18 protein-coding genes are annotated in these 21169 nt (G+C 66.5%); 10 read left to right on the top strand and 8 right to left on the bottom strand.

What is annotated here, in order from left to right:
- From K0M70_RS10920 to K0M70_RS10900, 5 genes are all read right to left on the bottom strand, one after another.
- A partial coding sequence (locus tag K0M70_RS10920; RefSeq protein WP_290781890.1) for a TolC family protein occupies positions 1–987 on the bottom strand: 987 nt, incomplete at its 3' end.
- 101 nt (positions 988–1088) lie between these two features.
- The gene (locus tag K0M70_RS10915) at positions 1089–1478 is read right to left on the bottom strand and encodes a hypothetical protein (RefSeq protein WP_290781889.1); all 390 of its coding nucleotides are present in this window, start codon (positions 1476–1478) and stop codon (positions 1089–1091) included.
- Positions 1479–1683: 205 nt separating this feature from the next.
- Positions 1684–2268 carry a signal peptidase II gene (gene lspA, locus K0M70_RS10910; protein ID WP_290781888.1) on the bottom strand — a complete coding sequence of 195 codons (585 nt, stop codon included), beginning with the start codon at positions 2266–2268 and terminating at the stop codon, positions 1684–1686.
- Complete coding sequence (locus tag K0M70_RS10905; RefSeq protein ID WP_290781887.1) at positions 2265–2873, bottom strand: cation diffusion facilitator family transporter; 609 nt, start codon at positions 2871–2873, stop codon at positions 2265–2267. Before K0M70_RS10905 ends, lspA begins: the two co-directional genes overlap by 4 nt.
- A 189-nt stretch (positions 2874–3062) precedes the next feature.
- Positions 3063–5030, bottom strand: coding sequence for an FTR1 family protein (locus K0M70_RS10900; protein WP_290781886.1), 1968 nt, complete (start codon positions 5028–5030; stop codon positions 3063–3065).
- A gap of 76 nt (positions 5031–5106) precedes the next feature.
- Here K0M70_RS10900 and K0M70_RS10895 point away from each other — a divergent pair, with 76 nt between their 5' ends.
- The 3 genes from K0M70_RS10895 (at position 5107) to K0M70_RS10885 (ending at position 7878) form a co-directional block, all read left to right on the top strand.
- Positions 5107–5508 (top strand): helix-turn-helix domain-containing protein, encoded by a 402-nt coding sequence (locus K0M70_RS10895; protein WP_290781885.1) that lies wholly within the window; start codon positions 5107–5109, stop codon positions 5506–5508.
- Positions 5509–5739: 231 nt separating this feature from the next.
- Complete coding sequence (locus tag K0M70_RS10890; RefSeq protein WP_034211208.1) at positions 5740–6315, top strand: hypothetical protein; 576 nt, start codon at positions 5740–5742, stop codon at positions 6313–6315.
- A gap of 492 nt (positions 6316–6807) precedes the next feature.
- Entirely contained in the window at positions 6808–7878 is a 1071-nt protein-coding gene (locus tag K0M70_RS10885; protein ID WP_290781884.1) for a phospholipase D-like domain-containing protein, read from the top strand.
- A 141-nt stretch (positions 7879–8019) separates the two neighbouring features.
- Here the strand turns inward: K0M70_RS10885 and merR are convergent, their stop codons facing one another.
- On the bottom strand, positions 8020–8439 hold the full coding sequence (gene merR, locus K0M70_RS10880; protein WP_290781883.1) for an Hg(II)-responsive transcriptional regulator: 420 nt from the start codon (positions 8437–8439) through the stop codon (positions 8020–8022).
- A 71-nt stretch (positions 8440–8510) separates the two neighbouring features.
- On the opposite strand from merR, the gene merT reads away from it, so the two are divergent.
- The 3 genes from merT to merA are packed head-to-tail and all read left to right on the top strand — an operon-like array spanning position 8511 to position 10845.
- Positions 8511–8861, top strand: a complete 351-nt coding sequence (gene merT, locus K0M70_RS10875) for a mercuric ion transporter MerT (RefSeq protein WP_290781882.1) — start codon at positions 8511–8513, stop codon at positions 8859–8861.
- Positions 8862–8873: 12 nt separating this feature from the next.
- Entirely contained in the window at positions 8874–9152 is a 279-nt protein-coding gene (gene merP / locus K0M70_RS10870; protein ID WP_034211205.1) for a mercury resistance system periplasmic binding protein MerP, read from the top strand.
- A gap of 10 nt (positions 9153–9162) precedes the next feature.
- Positions 9163–10845, top strand: coding sequence for a mercury(II) reductase (gene merA, locus K0M70_RS10865; RefSeq protein WP_290781881.1), 1683 nt, complete (start codon positions 9163–9165; stop codon positions 10843–10845).
- A 262-nt stretch (positions 10846–11107) separates the two neighbouring features.
- Here merA and K0M70_RS10860 read toward each other — a convergent pair whose 3' ends face one another.
- Positions 11108–11872: a WYL domain-containing protein gene (locus tag K0M70_RS10860; protein WP_290781880.1), complete on the bottom strand. Its 765-nt coding sequence runs from the start codon at positions 11870–11872 to the stop codon at positions 11108–11110.
- A gap of 199 nt (positions 11873–12071) precedes the next feature.
- Here K0M70_RS10860 and K0M70_RS10855 point away from each other — a divergent pair, with 199 nt between their 5' ends.
- From K0M70_RS10855 to K0M70_RS10840, 4 genes are read left to right on the top strand one after another with little or no spacing between them, the layout of a single operon-like run.
- Positions 12072–13502, top strand: a complete 1431-nt coding sequence (locus K0M70_RS10855) for a Wadjet anti-phage system protein JetA family protein (protein WP_290781879.1) — start codon at positions 12072–12074, stop codon at positions 13500–13502.
- Complete coding sequence (locus tag K0M70_RS10850) at positions 13499–14104, top strand: DUF4194 domain-containing protein (protein WP_034211201.1); 606 nt, start codon at positions 13499–13501, stop codon at positions 14102–14104. Before K0M70_RS10855 ends, K0M70_RS10850 begins: the two co-directional genes overlap by 4 nt.
- Positions 14091–17528, top strand: coding sequence for an SbcC/MukB-like Walker B domain-containing protein (locus K0M70_RS10845; RefSeq protein ID WP_290781878.1), 3438 nt, complete (start codon positions 14091–14093; stop codon positions 17526–17528). The genes K0M70_RS10850 and K0M70_RS10845 overlap by 14 nt, the downstream gene beginning before the upstream one ends.
- The gene (locus K0M70_RS10840) at positions 17503–18696 is read left to right on the top strand and encodes a Wadjet anti-phage system protein JetD domain-containing protein (protein WP_052575143.1); all 1194 of its coding nucleotides are present in this window, start codon (positions 17503–17505) and stop codon (positions 18694–18696) included. Before K0M70_RS10845 ends, K0M70_RS10840 begins: the two co-directional genes overlap by 26 nt.
- Positions 18697–18786: 90 nt before the next feature.
- Here K0M70_RS10840 and K0M70_RS10835 read toward each other — a convergent pair whose 3' ends face one another.
- Entirely contained in the window at positions 18787–21015 is a 2229-nt protein-coding gene (locus K0M70_RS10835; RefSeq protein WP_290781877.1) for a TonB-dependent siderophore receptor, read from the bottom strand.
- Positions 21016–21169: the final 154 nt, after the last annotated feature.

Below are 21169 nucleotides of genomic sequence, written 5' to 3'. Positions count from 1 at the left end.
AGCCCTGGCCGCCGTGCGCTGGGCCCGTGAGGCCAACTGTGCTCCGGTCACATCGGCCTGCGCCGCCGCGGCATCGGCATCAGCGAGCGCGGCCACAACCTCGGCCCGGTATGGGTTGCGCACGAACAGCGGGACGCTGAGCGATACACCCACCACATTGTCCGACGCCGGGCCGAAGTCGATGCGGCCGCCGGTGAGCGCGAGCGTCGGGTCAGGAACCCGGTCGCGTTGGGCGACGGTGACCTGACGCGCTGCCCCTTCGGACTGGGCCTGCGCGATCTGCCATTCCGGCAGGGCCTCCCAGGTCGTGGGCGCGGGCGCCACGTCCGGCAGCGCCTGCGACCACGCCGGGTCCGAGGCCACGGCGTCGGGCTGTCCGCCCACGTTGCGGAAGGCCTCCTCGGCCTCGGCGGCTTCGGCCAGCAGCGCCGCCTGTTCCGCTTCGGCTTCGTCGCGGGCCAGCCGGGCCAGGTCCCGTTCGAGGGAGGAGATGTCGCCCACGCCGAACTGCTTGTCGGCCAGATCGGCGAATCGGGAGATCAGCGCCAGGCGCTGCTCGCCTTGCTGCACACGCCGTGACGCGCTTTGCCAATCCGCCCAACCCACCAGCCAAGCGGCCACGAAATCACGGCGACTGAGCCGGGCCTGGGCCACGGCAACGTCCAGCTGCGCTGCCGCGGCATCTCGACGGGCGCGGCGTTTGCCGCTCAGGTCCAGCGCCAGGCTGACGCCGGCGGTGGTGGTGCGGTCTGTGCCTTCGTCATCGGCCGCAAACTGGACTTCGGGGTTGTAAAGCGGACGGCCGGCAGCGTCGGCACGGGCGCGGGCGGCGGCCAAGGTAGCGTCTGTGGCCCGGGCGCTGGGATGGGCGCGCCAGGCCGCGGTGACGGCTTCGCGCAGGGCAATGGGAGACGCCGCGGGCGCGGCGGCATGGAGGGGCGCGGCCAACGCGCCCGCCAGGAGCAGAACGATCATCGGCAACGACACGACGCGCAAGCGTCGCGGGGGAGGGATAAAACGCATGGAAACATCCTCTGAGCACACGTCGACCCCGACGCCTCGGCGTCAGGGAGCGAAAACGAGAGGGCTCAGAGAATGGGAGGGCGAAGCTCGTTGCGTGCGGGACCGATCGGCATGGCGATCGGAACGGGTAGAACGCGGGCCATGGCCGGCGGTCCGGCCAGAAGGACGACCACGGGCGGCAGGGCCGCCGCATGATGGCAATGGCAGTCCAGGCAGCCGCCCGCGGCATGCGAGAGGAGCGACGAAGGATCGTCCGCTGCCGACGCATCGGGCGTCAGGGCGGTATCGGCCGCCGGCCCCTGGGTGCTGGTCGCCCCCCAGGTGCTGTCCTGCATCTCATCTACCGTGCAAGCCGCGACCATGCCCACCTTGAGCAGGAACACCAACAGCACCCACGCGGCCACCCGCACGGATGCGCGAAGTCGGGCCATCAGCAGGGGAGGGGAAGTACGCATGGCTGCGGCAGCTTATCTGACGGCACTGGAGTTACACAATTTCATTCTCCTCTGCACGCCGCATCGCGTTCAGGAGGACATGAGATTACGGGGAGCTGCAAACAAATCGCGGGCGTGAAGGGCCTCAAGGGGCTCCAAGGTCGCCGGGAGCCGACAGCCCAGTCGATGCCAGGCCACCGCCGCATCCGGCGTGCCGAGAAAGACTTCATGACGCCTGTCCTTGCGACAGCTTCGGTGGCATCAGGCCGTTCGCCGCGATCGCCACCGCCCCGATGACGATGGCCATATCGGCCACATTGAAGGTGGGCCAGAAGAAGTCCCGCCAGTACCACTGAATGAAGTCGACGACCTGCCCCCGACTGAGCCGATCGGCCGCATTGCCCAAAGCACCACCAATCACCAAGGCGTACGGAACCGCCAGTCGCCATGCCCGTCGGGGCAGGCGGTAAAGCGAGTACACCAGGTAAGCGGACACGCCCAGCGCCAATGCCGCAAGCACCGGCCGCTGCCAGCCTCCCGCACCGCCCAGCAAACCAAACGCCGCACCGGGATTGTAGGAACGACGCCAGTTCCACCACCCTTCCACGACAGCGATGGCCACGTCATCGGGGATCGCCGTCATCGCCCACCACTTGGTGGCTTGGTCCAACAACAGCACCGCCAGCGAGAGCAGCAGCCATGCGATGGCGCTCGTGCGGATTCCCTCCACTCCGGGCGCTCCCTGCCGCGCATGAACGTCGCCAGCGCGCAGGGCGTCGCCGGTTCGTTTTGACCGGTCAGGCTGCCTCATGTGCCAGCCCCCTGCCGGGCACGGCGGGCATCGCGCAGAATCTCGAAGGATTCCTTGATGACATACAGGCCGATCAACGTGCCGATCATGAAATCGGGATAGGGCGAGTCGAGCCACAGGACCAGACCGCCCGCAAGGATGACCCCCACGTTCGCCACAACGTCGGCGCGGGTGAACAGCCACGTCGCGCGCAGGTGCACCTCTCCCGTCTTCAGCGGCGCGAGCAAGCGCAACACGGTGACATTGACCGCCAAAGACAGCAGTGCCGTCCCAATCATCCAACTGCTGGCCGGTTCGGCGCCGTGAACCACCCGGCGCCCGACCTCGGCCAGCACGCCCAAACCCAACACCAGCAAGATGCTACCGCTGAGCCAGGCCGCATTGGCTTTGAAACGCGCGGCGCGTCCAATGGCGACCAACCCGATCGCGTAGGCGATGGCATCCGACAGCATGTCCAGTGCATCGGCCAGCAGTCCGGTCGAGTCGGCGATCCAACCGGCGATGCCGCCGATCACCGCCATCGCGGCATTGAGAGCCAACGCAATCTTCAGGATGCGGCGCTCTTGCGCGTTCTTGGCATCGTGGTGGCAACCGCAGTCACTCATGGCTTTCTCCGTTGGCGGGCGAGCATGAACCGCAGAGATCACCCAACGTGGGCCACCGAGCGGCAAGGCCCCAGCCCGAGGCGAACTCGGCGCGCAGGCCATGCATTGGCCACGGCACGCTGTTCAGGAGGAGTGCGGCGCACGCGGAGGTCGCGGCGCGGCGGCAATATCGCAAGTCCCTTGGGCAGCTCATGAGCGCGAGGAAGATGCGGCCGACGCTTTCAGCGACCGGGTGTTGGTTATGAAGCCAATGATCGCCAGCGTCGCCACGCCCAACTGCACCAACAAGGACTCCCAGGACGGGTACACGCCCAGCCATTCGATGCGTGGCCCCGTCACCCCTGCTTGGGTGACCCAACCCGCCTCCTGAAGGGCAGCCACGCCTTTGCCCGCCAAGACGACGGCCAGTACGGCGATCAGGAGCGAACTGATCGAGAAGAACCGGCCGACGGGAAGACGTGCGCTGGCGCGAACCATCCAATAGGCCACCGCGGCCAAGACCAAACATCCGGCCGCGAAGCCAGCAAGGATGGCGCCGGAGACCGCTTCGCTCCACATCGCGATGAAGAACAGGATGGTCTCAAACACTTCGCGATACACCACGATGAACGCAAGCACGAACAAGAAGAGAGCCGATCGCCGCGTCAACGCCTTCGACAACTTGGCCTGCAGGTACTGCTGCCAGCGTCCGGCCAAACTCTTCTGATGCATCCAGATACCAACGCTCAGCAGCACGGCAGCGGCGAATAGCGCCGATAATCCTTCGGTCAGCTCCCGATTGGCACCGCTGATGTCAATCAAGTAGGTCGCTGCCGCCCAGGTTGCCGCGCCGGCCAGCAAGGCGCTGGCCCATCCCGCATGGACGTACGGCAAGATGTCGGCGCGCTCGGCCTTGCGCAGGAACACGATCATGCCCATCACGATCAGGAGCGCTTCCAGACCTTCCCGCACCAGGATGGTGAAGCTGCCCAGAAAGGCCGTGGTCGTGTCCATCCGGGTATCCGTCAGTACCGCCTCGGCGCGATCCAACAGCGCGTTGACCTCCGCCGACTGTGCGCTCACGTCCGCCAGGGCACCGGGGCGAGCGAGTTGGCTGCGGTAGCGGGCCATGGCCGTCTCGATCTCTCGCATCAGTGAGGGATCGCGGGTACCCAGGGCCGCCTCAACCGGCTCTACGCCGTCCAAGTAGGCTGACAACGCCGACGTTGTGGCCTGCGCCGTGTCGCCGGCGGCATACGCCCGCTCGCTGGCGGCCATACGTTGGCGGGCGAGGGAGAACGGATGGGAACGGCCTGGCGACTGGTTCACCGCCTCAGGGCGTGATCGAAGGTAGGCAACGATGGCGTGCGCCTCCGCCGGGGAGACCGTGGCCGCCAGCTCCGCCTCGCGGGTCCGGGTCAGGGCTTCGAGCGTCGGGATGCGGCCACGGAGGTCGGCCCGCGCCCGCCACAAGGTCTCCCCGTCGGTGCGGGCGCGAGCGGAGTACGCCAGACTGCCCGTGTAGAACGCCAGCGCCCAGCGATCGGATTCCGACAGCGCCGAAAAGCTGGGCATGCTGGTGCCTTGCACGCCCTGGGAGATCACTTCATACAGCGCCAGGGGCGTCCGCTGGGCCGCGCGACCCGCGTCGGTAAAGGCGATCGGCGGGGGATCCAAGGTGGCTCCCGCCAGACCGTCTCCGCGCCCGGTCGGACCGTGGCAGGCCGCACATTGCTGGGCGTAGAGCGCCGTCACGCGGGCCGGCTCTGGTGGCGACACTGGCACGGCCCCGATGGGATAGTCGGCCAACAAATCGTCGGCCATCCCGCGAGCCAGCGTGGCGACCTGGGTGGAGTCGGCCTTGAGGTCCACCGCCGCGACCAACTGGTCGGCTCGGGCCAGCAGCCGCGGCTGTTGAGGACTCGCCGGCAGGGTTTGGAGTTGCGTGCGAACCGCGCTGGCAAACTCCTGCATCTCCGCATACTCGCCAGGCGACAGGATGCGGCCACCGTGGACGGCAGCGGCATAGTCCACCGCGATGTAGTCGAGCATTTGCCACGTTTGTCGCGGCTCAACGGGGGGTGTCTGGGCGTGAACCGGCAGCAGCACCAGACCCATCACGAGCGCTGCGATCCATTGCTGCCTCAGCAGTACGAGCAGAGGGCGGATCTGAGGCATGGCAGGGGCACTTCGTTGGCAGCGGGAGAGGGGTAGCGTAAAGTCCGTAGCCACTACAGAGTCAAGCGGGATGCGAATGAAAATCAGTGAAGCCGCCACCGCCAGTGGCTGTCACTTGGAGACCATCCGCTACTACGAGCGCATCGGCCTGCTTCCTGGGCCGGTCCGAACGGGGAACGGCTATCGGGTCTATGGCCACCACGACGTGGCACGGTTGCGTTTTATCACCCGCGGCCGGGAACTGGGCTTCAGCCTGAGCGAGATTCGCGACCTGATGCGATTGGCGGAGGATCCGGACCTGTCCTGCGGCGACGTGGACCGGCTCGCGCGCCACCACCTCGCCGAGATCCGGGAGCGGCAGGCCGAACTGCAACGAATGGCGCAAGAGTTGGAACGCACCATTGCCGATTGCTGCGGCGGCCGCCGCGGCACCTGCGCTATCTTGAGCGGCTTGCAGACGCCGGCGAAGCCAGTGTGATCCCATCCACTGGACATTCGAGGGCCAAGGAGGCGATGACGACAGGATCAAGATCCCCGGAGCGGCTGCTCGGTCTCCGGATGGCGCTTCCAGAAGCGTTTCAGGGCGCGGATGGCGATGATGCAATGCGTCGTCTCAATTTGGGACTATGGCATGCTCAAGTACTAAGCTTCAGCGGCGGGAGTCGGGAACGAAAGGGCGCCCAAAGAATGGCGGCCTACCGAACCAGGGATGAAGATTTTCATCTTCCCGCATGGTCCAATCGGGGCCCAACGGCCCTATCGGAACCCTGCCTTGACCCCCGACACGGCGTACCACGAGGCGGGACACATTGTCTTTGCCCACCTGACCGGCATTTGCATTGCGGTGAAACTGACCGGTGAACACACCGCCACCCAAGCCGCTGCAATTTACGACCGTCACCACGATCTGGCCGCCGCCCGAGCGCGAGGTGCGGGAAATGTAGAGATCGACTACGCGCTGGAGGAAGCCATCATCGCGGCGGCTGGGTACGTCGCGCAGGAACGGTATCGACAGTGCGTTGGCGCAACGGTCTCGGAGGATGAGTTGTTTCGAGACGCACACGGCGATGTACTGGCCGTGCGTGCGGCCTTGGGTCCGCTCCGGTGGTTTGAGGTTTGTGACAAGGCGCGGAGCTATCTCGCGCAACCCGGGGTGTGGCAAGCCATTGAGCGGGTCGCCGAGGCGGCCTTGCAGCGCGGCGCCCTGTCCGAATCACAACTAGACACCCTCTTGCATTCCGCAGACGTCGATTTTGACCTGCCGACGGGAACGGTTCTGCGGTGACCCGATCGCGTGCGGCGTGCCCCTGAAGCAGGCTGCTGTCGCCTGGGCAGTGGGATGACGGGGGCTCGCAGAGCCCTGCCTGATCCGGATCGGGGCCTACGCCGCGCTGTCCGAGCCGGGCCTTCCCAAAGAAAACGGCCCGCCGGAGCGGACCGCTGGAGAAGTGGGGCGGAATTCGCAGCGGGAACCAGCCCAAGCCCGCGCTCCTTTCCCCTTTAGTTTTTGGGTGACGCCACGGTCATTACCTAATCATAAGGCCCATGCTGCGCCGGCCGTCAATGCAAACCGACCACGGACCGGCTGCAAGCGCAGGGGAAAGCGCCTCAGGGCGCTGAAGGTTGCGACCACGGGACCTGCTGCGGCGGCAGCATGCTCAAGGCGCTGGTCGCCGGCCGGGATGCCGAGGTACGCGCCCGCTTTCCGGGCTAGCGGCCCAGGGCCCCGGCCGCGCTGCTAGGCTGATCCCCGGAACTACGCTGACCCGCCATTGCCATGCCATCCATAACGGAAACGACCACGGTCTTCGTGGAGGGGGACGCCCTCTACGAGGCGATGCACGCGGACCTCGCCGGCGCCACGCGAGACGCGCGTCTGGAGTGTTACATCGTGGCGGATGATGACGTCGGCGGGCCGATGCTCACCGCCTTGGCCGATCTGGCACAGGCCGGCCGGCGGGTCCAGGTTCGTATCGATGCCGTGGGCTCTTGGCGTCTGATTCCACCCGAGCGGGTCCGTGCCCTGATCGCGGCCGGCGTGCAGTGGCACTGGAGCCGGCCGTGGTCGTGGCGCCAGCCGGGTCAATTCCACGTCCGCAATCACCGCAAGCTCCTGGTTATCGACGACGCGGTCGCGTACCTGGGCGGATTCAACCTCGACCGGCGCAATTCCCAGCGGGCGATGGGGGTGGCTCGCTGGCGCGACACCCATGTCCGTCTAACCGGCCCGCGGGTGGCCGAGGCCATCCGGTTGTTCGACGACTACCCCCGGGCACCGCGCGGCCCGGCGCGCACGGCGCGGTCGCCTTTGGCACTGATGTCGAACCGTTCGCGTCGTTGCCGGCATCGCCTGCGCTGCGCGTTCACCGAGGCGTTCGACCAGGCCCGGGAGCGGCTCTGGCTGACCACGCCGTACTTCGCACCGGACCGGCGCAGCCAGCGGGCCTTGTGCAGTGCCGCTCGCCGCGGCGTAGATGTTCGTCTGCTGGTGCCAGGCAAAAGCGATGTTCCGCTCGCGCAATGGGCGGCGCGGGCGGCCTATGCACACATGCTCGACGCGGGGGTGCGCATCTGGGAGTACCAACCACGGGTGCTGCACGCCAAGACCGCCCTGGTCGACCGGGACTGGGCGACGGTCGGCACCGCCAATTTCGACTACCGCAGCTTCTTCCTCAACGACGAGATCAACCTGCTCGGGCAGGCGCCAGCCCTCAACGCGACGTTGGCGGAGCACTTCGTCCTTGATCTGACCGAGTCCCGAGAGGTGCTGAAGGCGGCTTGGACGCAGCGACCTTGGTACGCGCCGGTCCTGGAGCTGATCGGCTGGTGGGCGCGGCGTTGGCTCTAGCAGCCGTCACGCGGCCTCTTCAGCGCTATCCGAAGAACAGCGTGGAAACGACGCACAACTCCGTCTGGACAGACCGCGACCCCTTGTAAGGGTCCCGTATCAACTTCGTGTTTTCTCGCCTGGCGTGCCTTAAAGGCAGTATTAGTCAGCGGCAGTACGTCGGTGCAAAGAGGCGATCAAAGGGCAAGTCACGTGGTCTTGGCTTGAACTGCACGCCGTTACCAGTCGGGACAGCGCTGATTCCATGCGCTTGAGGTCGGCCAACCGCAAGCGAACGTCTTTCAGGCGCGCTGCTGCCAGGTCGGCCGCTTCGTGGCAATGGGTGCCGTCCTCGAGTCTGAGCAGCTGGGCGACCTCGTCCAGATTGAATCCCAGTCGTTGGGCGGACTTCACGAACCTCACGCGGTCCACGTCCGTTGGCCCATAGCGACGGATACCACCGATAGGGCGATCCGGCTCAGGCAGCAGCCCTTTGCGCTGATAGAAACGGATCGTTTCCTCGTTGACCTCGGCGGCCTTGGCAAAGGCTCCAATGGTCAGGGTGTCTGGTGTGTCGGCCATAGCGCTTGACTCCGTACCTGACTACGGAAGTAACGTTAGCGCATCACGCGAAGTCTCGGAAGGAGAATCCCATGGCAGACCTCCGCACCGGTCGCGGCGCGCTGGCCGCCGGCGGCATCGCTGCGCTTCTTGCCTCTACTTGCTGCCTCGGACCGCTGGTGCTGATCACGCTGGGATTCTCCGGTGCCTGGATCGCCAACTTGGCCGTGTTGGAATCCTACCGACCGGTCTTCATTGTCGCAGCGCTCGTGGCGCTTTTCTTCGCATGGCGCCGAATATTCCGGCCTGTGGCCGCCTGCGCGCCGGACGACGCATGCGCCGTGCCGCGGGTGCGGCTGGCCTACAAGGTGATGTTCTGGATCGTCGCTGGCCTGGTGCTGATGGCCCTCGTGTTTCCCTATGCCATGCCCCTGTTCTACTGAAAGGAGATACCCATGAAGAAATTTCTTGCGTTGCTCGTCCTGACGGTCGGTCTGAGTGCGCCGGTCTGGGCTGCCACCCAGACCGTTACGCTGTCGGTGCCCAGCATGACCTGTGCCACCTGTCCGATCACCGTGAAGGTGGCGCTGTCAAAGGTCGAAGGCGTCATCGAGGCCAAGGTGACCTGGGAGCCCAAGGAGGCGGTGGTGACCTACGACGATACCAAGACCACCCCGGCCGCCCTCACCGAGGCCACGGAGAACGCGGGCTATCCCTCTACGGTCAAGCAGTGAGTCCGCGCTGATGACACAGACCATCTTGCTGCACATCGAGGGCATGACCTGCGGGTCGTGCGCCGCGCACGTCAGGCAAGCATTGGAGAGCGTGCCGGGTGTGCGCACGGTCTCGGTGTCCTTCCCAGATCGCCAGGCTGAGATCGAGGTCAATGTCAATTCAAACGTGGACGTTAACTCTCTTTCCGAGGCGGTATCCGGCCTGGGTTACCGGGCGCAGCTTGTCCAGGCGCGCCCCCTGCGGGAGAACACCCTACGTCGGCCGGTGGGGGAACCAGAGCACGCGCAGGGTGCGTCTAAGCTTCACGTCGTGGTCATTGGGAGTGGCGGCGCGGCAATGGGGGCGGCCCTGAAGGCTGTCGAGCAAGGGGCGCGCGTGACGCTGATCGAGCGCAGTGTCCTTGGCGGCACCTGCGTCAATGTCGGCTGCGTGCCGTCCAAGATCATGATTCGCGCGGCCCATATCGCTCACCAGCGACGCACGAGCCCCTTCGATGGCGGCGTTTCCGCCGCCTCGCCGAAGATACAGCGTGAGCGCTTGCTGGCGCAGCAGCAGGGACGCGTCGATGAACTGCGGCTTGCCAAATACGAAGGCATCCTGGCGCGCACCCCCGCCATCACCGTGTTGCGCGGGGAAGCCCGGTTCAAGGACGCGCACACGCTGGCCGTGGCGATCACTGAGAATGACCAGTGCGAGGTGAGTTTTGACCGCTGCCTCATCGCCACCGGGGCCAGCCCGGCGATTCCGCCGATTCCGGGTTTGAAGGACACGCCTTTCTGGACATCGACCGACGCGCTGGCCACAGACATGATCCCCGAACGATTGGCGGTGATCGGTTCGTCGGTGGTGGCGGTTGAACTCGCGCAGGCTTTTGCCCGACTGGGCAGTCAGGTGACTATCCTGGCGCGCAGCAAGCTGTTCTTCCGCGAAGACCCCGCCATCAGCGAAGCTGTCTCGGCTGCATTCCTCGACGAAGGCATTGAGGTGCTGGAGCATACGCAAGCCAGCCGGGTCACCCATCTGGATGGAGAGTTCCTGCTGACTACCGTACGCGGCGAGCTGCGCGTTGACCGGCTGCTGGCCGCAACGGGGCGCACTCCCAACACCCGTACGCTCAACCTTGATGCGGCCAATGTGGCCGTCAATGCGCAAGGCGCCATCGTCATCGACAAGGGGATGCGCACCAGCGAACCGCACATCTATGCCGCCGGCGACTGTACCGACCAGCCACAGTTCGTGTATGTCGCAGCGGCGGCCGGCACCCGCGCTGCCATCAACATGACCGGTGGCGATGTGGCGCTGGACCTGACGGCGATGCCGGCGGTGGTGTTCACCGACCCGCAGGTCGCTACCGTGGGCTACAGCGAAGCTCAGGCGCACCACGACGGCATCGAGACCACCAGCCGCACGTTGACGCTCGACAACGTGCCGCGGGCGCTGGCTAATTTCGACACCCGCGGATTCATCAAGCTGGTCGCCGAGGCTCATTCCGGCCGCCTGATCGGCGTACAGGCCGTAGCTCCTGAGGCGGGTGAGCTGATTCAAACAGCGGCGATCGCCATCCGGGCACGAATGACGGTGCACGAGTTGGCCGACCAGCTGTTCCCGTACCTCACCATGGTCGAGGGACTGAAGCTCGCGGCACAGACCTTTACGAAGGATGTGACGCAACTGTCGTGTTGCGCGGGATAGCGACGTGATGAGCGTTCAAAGCCAAAACCGCGCTGTCATCGCTGAGGCAACCGCCTAAGTTGGGGCGACCACGTATCAGGGCGGGTAAACACACCCACATACTCAGGTTCCATGCATGAGCGACCTAGATTCTGGCATCTGGTGTTCGTCTCTGGAATCGACTGCAACGGCAGCCCCTGATCTGGAATGTCAGACCAAACTCCGCCTCCTTTGGTCCCGGGACAGATACCGGACGGCGTCGGAAGGTTCTGTCCCCACGCCATTAGCTCCCGAGCACCCCGCCGTCCGACGTCTCCGCCCAGCGGGCACAGGGTGGCAATTGCTCGGGCTCGTGAACCTGCAGCAAAAACGCCGGCGGCAACTCGCGGTCCGGATCCAGCGCCGCGCGATAGGCCTGGATGACGTAGGGGACCAAGGGAGCGCGCCGCGTCAACGCCAACCCCACCGTACCTTCGAAGTACTCCAGGCGAATCATCTGGCTCTGCGCAGCCGTGAGCGCTTGATGCGGTCGCAAGCGCAGGGTGGCCGGCGTGTTCCACTCCACGTCCTCCGCGCCGGTAGCCGGGGCGCTGACCGGTACCGCCGTCGCGCTGCGCACTCGCCCCAGATTGAAATCCCGGAAGGCCTGAGCCCGCTCGCAATAGGCCCGGACGTGCCAGCGCACCCCGGCCTGGATCAGGGCATGGGGAAAGATGCGCCGACGCGTGCCCTCAGGATGGCGCAGCGACTGATACTCGATGTCCACGCCTTGGCCGGTGCGAATCGCCGCATGCACGACGGGGAAAATTCGAAGTGACGTGTGCGTGGCATCTTCGAGCACCGATTCCGACGGGACGCCCGTTTGCAGGCCGCCTTCGCTGCCGGCGGCGCCAACCAGCTGCTGGTACTCCCGAAACGATCCTTCGGTGAGAACCGGTTTGACCCAGTCGGTCGCGCGATACCCCCGCTCCCCCGGAACCGGGTGGCAGTTATGCTCGGCCTGCTCGCGGTACGCGGTCAGGTCCCGACTGGCCTGGACCGCGTGCACTGGGAAAAATTCTCGCAGGCGGCTGTTGGTGACTCGACCCTCCCAAAGCAGCAGGGTTTCGATCGCTTTGAGGCGGTCCAGAGGGGCTTGGCGGCGCGGCATGGGGAAGGGGAGGCCCGCGGAAAGGTGGGAAAAACATAACATGGCGTTTAACTAAACACCATGTTATGTTTAACTTCATGTTACGTTTGTGATGCCCGTGACTGATCCCAACGCCAACACGCTGTTCGACCGCCTGCCCCGGACCGTGTTCCGGCCCTTGGCGGCCGCCAACAACACACGCTACTGGGATCTGCTCGGTCGCCTGGTCGACGAGTTCTGGGGCGACGGGGCGCGTACGCCCGGTGAAGACGTTCCCAAAAGCGAGTTGATTGCGGCTCTGGAGTCGTACCTGGTCGTAAGCGACCCCTGGGAAGCCGAGGACGGCGCGGCGCCCGATACCCCAGCCAACATCCGGGCCCATGGCATCTACAGCGTGTTTCGGGACAGCGGCTGGTTGAGCCAGCGCAAACGCGGCGTACGCGACATGGCCACCATTCGCCCGGTGCTGGCCCAGTTTCATACGCTGCTGCGTGAATTCGGAACCAAAGAGCCTGAGTTCCTCGGTAGCGAGGTCCGCTCCGTATTCCTCAACCTCCAGGAGGCCGCGGGCGGGAAGGGGGACGCCTACGCCAAGGCGGCGCGTGAAGCCAAGCACTGCATGACGCATCTGGCGAGCACGGGCGTGGCGGTGTACGACCTGATGGCGTCGCTGCAATCGGTGGCCAGCACCCGGGAATTCGTGGCGGGCTATTTCGATGACTTCATCCGTCGGCATTTCATCGGTGACTACCACGAGCTCCGAACAAAGGCGCACCCCCTGCAGCATCGGACCGCCATCGTCACTTTGACGCTCCAGATTCAACACGACCCGGAGCGGCGGAAGGCCATCGTCGCTTGGTACCAACACAACACCGCCGGGGGCGACGCGGATCGGGCCGAAGCCTATTTCGAGCGCGACACCCGCCGTTTGATGCGCCTGGAAAGCGTGGAGGACGAACTTCGCCGACTGGATGACGAGATTCGCGCCGCCAACCAGCGGGCTTTGGCGTATCTGGATTACCGCCTTCGTGCTCCCAGGCATTTTGACAAACTGATCGCCCGGGCGATTGCCGGCGTGGCGTCGCTGCGCGACGGCGATCGCGCCTTGCCGGCCGGGACCGCGGGCGAGCTGGCGGGCGAGGGTTGGCTGGGCAAGGCTCGGCAGGTCACCCGCGAGCCCGACGCCACCCGGGTGCAAACGCGGGTCCCCACGCTCGAGGAACTGGCCCTGCAGTCATTGCGCAAACGCATGGCGGACGCTCGCTTGGTGCGCCCCGACAAGCTGGCGGCCTACGTCGCGAGACACCTACAGCGGGCCACCCCCGTGTTCTCTGACCAGTTGCAGATTGAGACCGTCAGCGACTTGTGTTGCTACCAGCGCTTGCTGCTGATCGCCTCGCGCAACGAGGCCCCGCTCGCGGCGGCGCGCCAAGATCCGTTCGTACAGATGTTGCCGGCGGTCCGCATCCAGTTCGTCGACGGCCCGCGCACCCTCAACCCCTACGTGGAACACCGGCGTTTTGTCATCCAACGGGAGAAAGCCGCATGACCGCCTCATGGGAGCGGCTGGCCGAGGCCACCGACGGACGTTACACCGGCGCCGATTTCGAGCGGGCGGCCTACCAATTGCTGGTCGAACAGGTGGTCTACGCCGCGGATCGCGGCAGCGCGACCCCGTATCACCTGCTGGTGACCTACGCCGCCGCGTTTAAGGACGTGCTCGACCGACTCGGCGTCACGATGCAGCACAATCACCATCACAACTACGTGGTCGCGCTGGCGCGGCACCGGGTGGGCCCACGCATGCGCCTGTCAGAGACGCGCCTGGCACTGGTGCTTCGTCGACTCTACGACGATGCCATCCACCGGGCGGACGTGACCGACGGGGAGGCCCTGGTCGGGTTGGAGGATCTGGAGCGCGCCTACGGTGAATTGCTCGGTCGTCCCTTTCCGTCCAAAGGCGAATTGGACGACCTGTTGCAGGCCCTGCGTCGCTACGGCATCGCGAAGATCGAGGGTGCGGAGGACCCGCTGCAGCCCTACCACGTGGTGATTCGCGCCGGCATCGTCGATGTCCTGGGCGAGTCCGCGCTGCTACAGCTGGCGGCGCACGGCGTTGATCCCGAGGAGGGCAGCGATGAAGCTGCTTGAGTCGGTGACGTTGGTGCAGTTCTTCCTGTACGAGCGGCAGGATCTGACCATGGGTCGCAATACGGCCTTCCTGGGCCCCAACGGCACCGGCAAGACCGCGTTGCTCGACGCCATTCAGGCAGTGATGCTGGCGGCGGATGCGCACCGGACCCATTTCAACGCGCAGGCGGACGGCAAGAAGCGGGCGCGGACGCTGCGCGACTACTGCCTGGGGGTCTTTGACCAGTCCGAGGAAGGCCGGTGCCGCGATGTGGCCAACACGTACGTGGCCTTGGGCTTTCGCGACGAGACGTCAGGCCAGGTCGTCACCGCGGGCATCGCGCTGTCGGCGAGCGCGCACAGTCCGGAAGTCATCGTCCAGGGGCTGTTCATCCTCCCCGGCGTGGCCGTCGACAGCGCCTCGTTCCTGGAGCAGGGGAGCGGTGGCTCGCAGGTATTGCCTTGGAAACGATTCCAGGCACAGGCGGCCGATGCGTGCCGACAGGCAGGCTCGATCGGCACCGCCGTGTTCACCACGAACCGGGAAGACTTCACCCGGCGCTTGCTGGTCGAACACCTGGCGGCGCCTGGCGATCGCCCGAACCCGCAGGCGTTCCGAAATGCCTTCCAGCGCTCGCTGCAGCTCAAGGGCATGGACGATCTGAGCGTGGCGCTGCGCGACCACCTGATCGAGGCACGGCCCACGAATGTGCGCGAGTTCCGGCTCAGGCTCGACCAGTTCCGCCAGGTGCGCGACGTGGTGCGACTCACCAAGGAGAAGATTGACCAGGCCAGCGTGGTCTGCGGCAAGTACGAGGTGGTGCGCCGGGAACGGATTGCGGAAGCGAACTATGCGTGCCTGCGGGCCGTGTACGACAGCGAGCGGCTGGGCGAGTCGATGGCGGAGGCGAGCGATACCGTCACCACGCTGGCCGGCGAACTCGATCGCGCCCAAACCGAGCACCGCCGAGCGCAGGCTGCTTTTGAGGCGGCCGACGCGGCGAAGGAGCGGGCGATTGCAACGCTTAACCAGGATCCTGACTACGCCCGCCAGGCCGGCAGCGCGCAGCACCTGGGTGACCGCCAGAAGGACCTGGCGCAGCAGCAGCGAGCGCTGCGCGCCAGTGTCCAGGCGATGACGGCGGCGGTGCGCACGGCCGGCGGGTTGCCGGTGCTTCTCGAGAGGCGAGGCCTGTTCGAGGCCGCGCTCACACAGTTGGCTGACCTGGACAGCAGGTTGGCGCCGGACGCCGGCACGGCCCCGGACGCCGTGAGCGTGGCCAGCGCCCTGCGGCAGGTCGAGCTGGCGTACCAGGCCGTCCGGCGTGCCTTGGCCGCGGCCGAGGCCGAATACAAGGAGGCCGAGGCCCGGCGCAAAGACGCGGCCTTGGCCCTGGAGCGCTCAAACCGGGGCTTGGCTGAGCTCAACCCTGAGGTCGCTCGCCTCCAGCGCGAGCTCACCGAGGCGGGAATTGACTGCACCCCGGTTTGCGATCTGGTGCGGATCTCGGCGCCGGCGTGGCAGCCGGTGATCGAGGCGTATCTGGGGCCGCACGTACAGGCGCTGCTGGTGCCCCGGGGGAAGGAAATCGCCGCCGTACGGGCCTATGAGGGCCTGCGCGGCACCCAAGCGGTGTATGGCGTCAAGCTGGCCCTGCCGTCGCGCCTGCGGCCTTACCGGGCCCTGGCGGGAGGTCAGCCCGCCGCCCTTCTGCTCGATGGCGAGAATGCGGATGCGGTGACCTACCTGCGCGGCGAGCTCGGGTCGGTGATGTGCGTGGAGTCCCTCCCGGACCTGGTGGCAGGTCAGAAGGGATTCACCCGCACCGGCATGATCGCGACCGGCAGCGGCGTGGAGCGCCGGCGGCTGGCCAGTGCCGAGCATCTTCGGATCGGGCGAACCGACTCGCACGCGCAGCGGCGCAAGGCACAGGCCGAACTCGAGGAGAGCACGCGCCTGGCCACTGCCCGCAAGGCCGAGGAGCAGGCCCTGCAGGGTGCCCTGCTGCAACTCACGCCGTTCGGCAACCTCCAAGTTACGCAGCACGATATCGAACAGCGGCTGGCCGAGATCGCCGCCGGGCAGGCCGTGGTTCAGGACTTGACCGAGCGCCTCGCCACCACCGCCACGCCGGGAACCCGGTCTTTGCAGGACGCCGTCACCGCGGCGCGCCTGGCCGCCGTCGAGGCCAAGCGCCAGGAAAGCCAGGGGCTCGAACGGGTGACCACCCTCAAACAGCGACTGGAGACGTCGCAGCGGACCGTCAACGAGCTAGCCGGGCAGCTCGCGCTGGCCGCCGGCACCGAGCGCACGGCCCGGCAGGATGCGCTGTACGACGCGCAGGAGGTAGATCGCCATCGGGCGCGCCTGGACGAGCGCCACCCGGTCATGGACGCCCGGATGCAGGCCTGCGAGGCGGCCATCCAGCGGGCGCGCTCGAGCGCCGCCAGCGCGGATCGAGAGGCCTGGTCTTTGCTGGCGGCCTATGTGGCCCAATACCACCTGGCCGCCGAGGGCCTGGACGGCCAGTGGATTCCGGCCCAGCGCTTTATCCAGCGCGAGCGCCAGCGGCTGGAGGAGACCGAACTGGCTGCGCGGCTGGAGGAATCCGAGGAGGCTTACCAGCGGGCCCTGGAGATCTTCCGGACCGACGTCGCACAAGCACTGCTGTCGGGTTTCGACCGCGTGGACGAGCAAATGCGCGGTCTGAACCTGGTGCTGAAGAACGCACCGCCGTTCTCCAACAACGAGCGCTATCAGTTCCGCTCCCGGGTAGTCGACCTGCACCGCCCCTTGTACGACTTCCTGCAGCGGGTCCGGGAGGTCGGAGGCGACAACGGACTGTTTGGCGAGGCCGGCCAGGTGCCGGAGGCGTTTAGGGAGCTGATGGAGGGCGACGCCAGCTCGGTATTGCTGCAGGACGGCAGTCCGTTGGCCGACTACCGGCGCTTTTTCAGCTTTGATGTCGAGATCAGTCGCGAGGGCAAAGTCATTGGCCTGCTGAGCAAGCGTTTCGGCCCCGGGTCCGGTGGCGAGCATCGCACGCCCTTGTACGTGATCTTCGGCGCGGCACTGGCGGCGGCGTATGGCAAGGTACAGGGGCACAACGGCGGCGGCGGGATCATGCTGCTCGACGAGGCGTTCGACAAGATGGATACGCAGAATGTCCGTGCGGCCGCGCAGTACCTCAACTCCCTCGGCCTGCAGCTGATCATGGCCGGCCCCGAGACCGACCAGCCGAAACTCTCGTCGTTCCTGAACGTCTACTACGACATGGGCCGTTACGGTGGAAAGACGATCCAGATGGACTGCACGGTGCTGACCGACGCCACGCGCGAGCTGCTGGCCAGCGACAACCCGATGTACCACCCGGAGTTGGTCGAACAGGAGATGGCAAGGCTGGCCAGGGAGCGAGGCGATGGATCTGAGCCAAGCGACGCTTGAGCAATTGCTGGCGCGCGGCGAGAGGGCACTGCACGCGGCGAGCACGCGGACAATTCGGGCCTCGTTCAAGGACACCCAAAGTCCGTACTGGGCGCTCACGCTGGATGACCGGGTCCTCCTGCATGAGCGCATGCGCGCGGCCGAGACGGCTGGGGCGGTGCGCCTGGAGTGGTCGAAACTGGGCGGCGACGAACGCCCCCTCGATGGCGTGGTATTGGTCAGCCTGCGGCACCTGGCCGCGCACCTGGGCCGTCCCACCGTCGCCGATCAGGTGGACACTGCCGAACGTGTGTTGGCCCCCTGGGCGGCGTCGGAACTGCCGATCCCGACCCTGCTGGCCACCTGGCGGGCCCTGCGCACGGTGCGCGGAATGGGGCCTGACGCCGCGCCGGACTTCGCGGACGCCGCGCGGCTGGTCTGCCACCTTCGCGGGCAGCCGGCGGAGGACCGCGTCCTGCGGCAGGTCAGCGTCGAGCTGTTCGCGCACAGCAAGCGGATCGAGGCGTTGCAGCGGCACGTCGACGTGCTGACCGCCGAGGACGTGCAGGCCCCCGCGCGCCACGCCGAAGAAGTCTTCGCACGCATCGGTTTGCGCAAAGAGCCACAACCGTTCCTCGTCTCAGGGCACGGCAAGATCCTGCTCCCAGGCGAGGCGTGCCGGATCGTGCGGCCCTATGTGGGCGTCTCACCGTCGGCGGTTATCGGCTACGCCGGCGCGCCCGCGTGGATCCTCACCATCGAGAACCTGACCACCTTCCACGTCGCGGCAATGGCGCTTGGGGCCCGCACCGACGGACTCATCCTCTACACCGGCGGCATGCCATCGCCGGCGTGGTGCCGCGCCTATGCCCGGATCCGAGCGGCCTTGCCGCCGCGGGCCACGGCCTATCACTGGGGCGACATCGATGAAGGCGGGTTCCGGATCGCCTTGGTCATACAGCAGGCGGACCCGGCAACTGCGGGACTGCACCCGTGGTTGATGGACCCCATCGCGTGCGGTGGAAGACGGGTCGAGGTCTCGCCGGCCGCGTGCGCGGCCATGTCTCGAAACGCGCTGCGATTAGGTTGGAACGCCGTTGCCAACGGAATTCGCGATGCGGGTACCCGGGCAGGGTGCGAGCAGGAGAGCATTCCGGTTCGCCTTCCCGGCCTGGGCCCCGCCGGCTAGTGTCAGAACGCTAACCCTTCCGGAGCCTGCGTGGCCTGCGCCCGCGGGCTGTGGGTCGGCGTCGCAATCCCTGCCTGACCCATGCATCGGCTAGAACGCGAATCGCGCACTGAGATAGTAGCTGCGCGGCGCGCCGGGCGTAATGTTGCTATCGCTGTGCGCGGACGGGAAGTAGGTCTTGTCGAAGAGGTTCTCGACATTCAGCTGCAGGTCGACATTCTCGTTGACGGCGTAGTACACGGCGCCGTCGAAGCGACTGTAGCTCCGCAGCGTCACCTGGTTGCTGGTCGAAGCAAAGGACCGGCTTCGGTAAATTGCACCCAACCCGAGCCCCCAGCGTTCCGAGAGTTCGAAGCGGTTCCAGAGCCCGGCCATGTGCTTGGGGGACTGGGCCAGCTCCGTACCCTCCGGCGTGACACTCGTGGGGCCGGTGCGGATATCGCGCGTGATCACCGCATCCTGATAGGTGTAGCTGGCCACCACCTGCCAGGTCGGCGTGATTTCACCACTGAGCGAGAGCTCCAGTCCCTCGGTTCGCTGGCTGTCGCCCTCGAACAGGATCATCTGGGTCGGGTCGATCGGATCGACCACCGCCACATTGCTGCGGCCGAGCCGGAAGGCGGCCGCCGTCGCGCTCAAGCGCGGCGTGATGTCCCACTTCGCGCCGATCTCGTAGTTCTTGAACTCTTCGGGATCCAGGGCTTGCGTACCCGGCGTCAGCGATGCCAGCTGCTCGCCCGAGCGGGGCAAGTACGTGACTCCGTAGCTGGCATAGAACGAGAGCTGGTCGGCCGGCTGATAGACCAATCCGACCCGGGGCGAGAACAAATCGTCGGACGAGGATAGGTCGCGATTGGCCGGCGACACCCCGTTGCGCTGGTCGGTGAAGTCCACATTAAACCGATCCCACCGAACACCCAGGACCGCTTCCCACTCTGGCGAAAGGGTGATCTGGTCCTGGGCGTAGAGCGCGGCGAATCGGGTGACACCGGCGTTTCGGGCATCACCGCTGCCGCCGGCGCTGTTGTTCGCATAGTCCACCGACAGCCGCACGTTCGGATCCGACAACGCCACCAGACAAGTGCTGGCCGAGCTCCCGGGCAGGCAGACGGACTGACCCGGCGCGAAGCGGCCGCTGCGACGCTCGTTGCTCGTTTCCTGACGACCGATTTCGGCGCCAATCAGGAAGCGGTGTTCGACGGCGCCGGTGGCCAGGTCAAACGTCAGGTCCGTCTGGTTGAATGCATTCTCGCGTCGGGTGTCGTTGTTGTACGCCGAGAGCGCCACGGTGGTGCCGGCCGCATTGACGTTGCCGGGGAACACGTTCTGATAGAACTTGTCGTAGTCCGCATAGCGGAACCGGTTGCGCAGGAACGCCCCGCCGAAGTCGTGTTCGATCAGCGCGGTAAACGCGTTGACGTCCACCGATGCCGGACTGCCCTGGGGATCGCCAAAGAACGTCTCCCGGTCCGTGCTGACCGGATAGCGCGTGCCGTCGAACGCTTGGGCGGCGGACAGGCTGGGGATGCCGCGATCTGCCGTGCGCTCATCGCGGAAAACCTCGTAGCCCAGCGTGACCACCGTGGTGTCGGTCGGCCTCAGCGATAGCGTGGGGTTCAGCCCCTTGCGGCGCAGTTCGAACCCGTCGCGAAAGCCGTCGGAATCCTCATAAACACCGGAGACACGGAAGGCCGCACGGTCATTGAGCGGCTGGTTGAGGTCGGCCGTCAGGCGGCGCTTGTTCCACGAACCGATCTGCAGGCCAATCTCGCGGGCGGGGTCCGCGCCCGGCACTTTGGTGACGCGGTTGAGCAGGCCGCCGGGGCTGCCGCGACCGAAGATCATCGCATTGGGGCCCTTGAAGGCTTCAATGCGCTCGATGTTGTACGTATCGCGGTAGTACTGCGTGTCATCGCGCAATCCATCCACGAACAGATCCGCCGTCGAGCTGTTGCCACGAAACACCAGGCCGTCGCGATTGCCTTCGCCCTGGGTGACGCTGATCCCCGGGACATAGCGCACCGCATCGGCCATCCCCTGAATGCCCAAGTCCCGGATGAGGTCTTGGGTGATGACGGTCACCGCCTGGGGCACGTCGAGCAGGTCGGTGTCGGTCCGGGTCGCGGTCAAGGTGGTCTTCTGGACGTACCGGTAATCAACCTTGCCGGTCACCTCGATGGTGGCGAGCTGGGTGGTCGGCTGTGCACCCGATGCGGTTGCGTCGGCGTCAGGGGCGGCGGCGGCAGCCAGCGTTGGGGACAGGATCAGGGCCAGGGCAGCGGCCAGCGGGGCAGGGCGGAGGGCAGATCGGGACGTCATGGCGAAAGGTTCTGGTGTGCGGCACGGGCCGCGGCGGCGCCACTTTAATGCGAATAGGTCGCATTTACAACACGAACGCCGACCCTTGGGCCACCGGGTCCGCCGGCACCGGCCCCCGGGCGGGGGCGGGGGGGGGGGCGGCCCCCCCCCCCCC

The sequence above is a fragment of the Arenimonas sp. genome, from assembly GCF_019459675.1.
GTDB lineage: Bacteria > Pseudomonadota > Gammaproteobacteria > Xanthomonadales > Xanthomonadaceae > Arenimonas.
This window is presented reverse-complemented; position numbering and strand designations above follow the sequence as displayed.

What these genes read in the sequence shown, in the direction of transcription:
- K0M70_RS10915 (WP_290781889.1), bottom strand. Translation starts at nt 1,478, where the DNA reads ATGCGTACTTCCCCTCCCCTGCTGATGGCCCGACTTCGCGCATCCGTG.
- lspA (WP_290781888.1), bottom strand. Translation starts at nt 2,268, where the DNA reads ATGAGGCAGCCTGACCGGTCAAAACGAACCGGCGACGCCCTGCGCGCT.
- K0M70_RS10905 (WP_290781887.1), bottom strand. Translation starts at nt 2,873, where the DNA reads ATGAGTGACTGCGGTTGCCACCACGATGCCAAGAACGCGCAAGAGCGC.
- K0M70_RS10900 (WP_290781886.1), bottom strand. Translation starts at nt 5,030, where the DNA reads ATGCCTCAGATCCGCCCTCTGCTCGTACTGCTGAGGCAGCAATGGATC.
- K0M70_RS10895 (WP_290781885.1), top strand. Translation starts at nt 5,107, where the DNA reads ATGAAAATCAGTGAAGCCGCCACCGCCAGTGGCTGTCACTTGGAGACC.
- K0M70_RS10890 (WP_034211208.1), top strand. Translation starts at nt 5,740, where the DNA reads ATGAAGATTTTCATCTTCCCGCATGGTCCAATCGGGGCCCAACGGCCC.
- K0M70_RS10885 (WP_290781884.1), top strand. Translation starts at nt 6,808, where the DNA reads ATGCCATCCATAACGGAAACGACCACGGTCTTCGTGGAGGGGGACGCC.
- merR (WP_290781883.1), bottom strand. Translation starts at nt 8,439, where the DNA reads ATGGCCGACACACCAGACACCCTGACCATTGGAGCCTTTGCCAAGGCC.
- merT (WP_290781882.1), top strand. Translation starts at nt 8,511, where the DNA reads ATGGCAGACCTCCGCACCGGTCGCGGCGCGCTGGCCGCCGGCGGCATC.
- merP (WP_034211205.1), top strand. Translation starts at nt 8,874, where the DNA reads ATGAAGAAATTTCTTGCGTTGCTCGTCCTGACGGTCGGTCTGAGTGCG.
- merA (WP_290781881.1), top strand. Translation starts at nt 9,163, where the DNA reads ATGACACAGACCATCTTGCTGCACATCGAGGGCATGACCTGCGGGTCG.
- K0M70_RS10850 (WP_034211201.1), top strand. Translation starts at nt 13,499, where the DNA reads ATGACCGCCTCATGGGAGCGGCTGGCCGAGGCCACCGACGGACGTTAC.
- K0M70_RS10845 (WP_290781878.1), top strand. Translation starts at nt 14,091, where the DNA reads ATGAAGCTGCTTGAGTCGGTGACGTTGGTGCAGTTCTTCCTGTACGAG.
- K0M70_RS10840 (WP_052575143.1), top strand. Translation starts at nt 17,503, where the DNA reads ATGGATCTGAGCCAAGCGACGCTTGAGCAATTGCTGGCGCGCGGCGAG.
- K0M70_RS10835 (WP_290781877.1), bottom strand. Translation starts at nt 21,015, where the DNA reads ATGACGTCCCGATCTGCCCTCCGCCCTGCCCCGCTGGCCGCTGCCCTG.